Raw genomic sequence first — 1,296 nt, forward strand, 5'->3', positions numbered from 1 at the left:
GGGCTGTATCTGGAACAGCTCCAGCAGTGGCGATCTGACTGCGAACGGGCTACGGAGCTGGCCGACAGCGAGCGGCACCAGAGTGGGGCTGAAGCCCGGGCCGAGCGCAAACGGGCCAAGGAGCTGGAAAAGGAGCTCAAGCGCAAGGAAGCGGCCCTGGCCGAGACGGCGGCGCTTTTGACGCTAAGAAAAAAGGCCCAGGCGATCTGGGGGGACGACGAGGACGGCTGATTTGCCCCTCGGATCGCTACCAGGCCGTTGAACTGATTGACGAGGCGCGGGCTGCGGGCGCCCGATTGGCGCCCGCCTGCAGGGCGTTGGGCCTGACGGCCCGGACCTACCAGCGCTGGACAGGCGAAGGCGCTGTGCAGGCGGACAGGCGGCCTCAGGCTGAACGGCCGACGCCGGCGCACGCCCTTACCGAGGCGGAGGTCGCTGCGGTCTTGGAAGCCTGTCACCGGCCCGGCTGGGCCGATCTGCCGCCGGCGCAGATCATTGCCCGCTTGCTGGACGAGGAAGGCCGCTACATCGCCTCCGAGGCCACTTTCTACCGAGTCCTGCGGGCGCACGGCGAGCAGCACCATCGCGGCCGGGCCAAGGCGCCGGTGCGCCAGCCCAAACCCACTACCTACCGGGCGGATGGTCCGTGCGAGGTGTGGTCCTGGGATGTGACCTGGCTGGGTGGGCCGGCCCGGGGTCTGTTTTTCTATCTGTACCTGATCCTGGACCTGTACTCCCGCAAGATCGTGGGCTGGGAGGTCCATGAGCGCGAGTCGGCGGCCCTGGGTGCGGATCTGGTGGAACGGGCCGTTCTGGCGGAAGGCTGCATCAATCAGCCCCTGGTGCTGCACTCGGACAACGGGTCGCCGATGAAGGGCGCCACCATGCTGGAGACTCTGCGACGGCTGGAAGTGGAGCCCTCCTTCAGCCGCCCGCGGGTGTCCAACGACAACGCCTACTCCGAGGCCGTCTTCCGCACGTGCAAATACGTGCCGGACTACCCCACCGAGGGATTCGGGAGTCTGGAAGCGGCTCGGGCATGGGTCCATGGCTTTGTCCGCTGGTACAACGAGGAAAATCGGCACAGCCGAATCCGTTACGTTACGCCGCAGCAGCGGCATAGCGGCGAGGATACGGCCATCCTGGCCGAGCGCCAGGCCATCTACGAGGAAGCCAGGGCCGCCAACCCGGGGCGCTGGCGCGGGCGGACCCGCGATTGGACACCGGCCGGATCGGTTTGGCTGAACCCCGAGCGAGCCTTTCGCTCGGATACGGAGGAAGCCGCAGCGTGAGTCC

General features: G+C 67.7%; 2 protein-coding genes. Both read left to right on the forward strand.

All coding sequences use genetic code 11. The features are described from left to right. Positions 1-231 (forward strand): transposase (locus ACERLL_RS17750; protein WP_373657430.1); only part of this gene is annotated, 231 nt, incomplete at its 5' end. 35 nt (positions 232-266) lie between these two features. Next, on the forward strand, positions 267-1,292 hold the full coding sequence (locus ACERLL_RS17755) for an IS3 family transposase (protein ID WP_373657431.1): 1,026 nt from the start codon (positions 267-269) through the stop codon (positions 1,290-1,292). Positions 1,293-1,296 lie beyond the last annotated feature (4 nt).

The organism is Thiohalorhabdus sp. Cl-TMA, assembly GCF_041821045.1.
Lineage (GTDB): Bacteria > Pseudomonadota > Gammaproteobacteria > Thiohalorhabdales > Thiohalorhabdaceae > Thiohalorhabdus > Thiohalorhabdus methylotropha.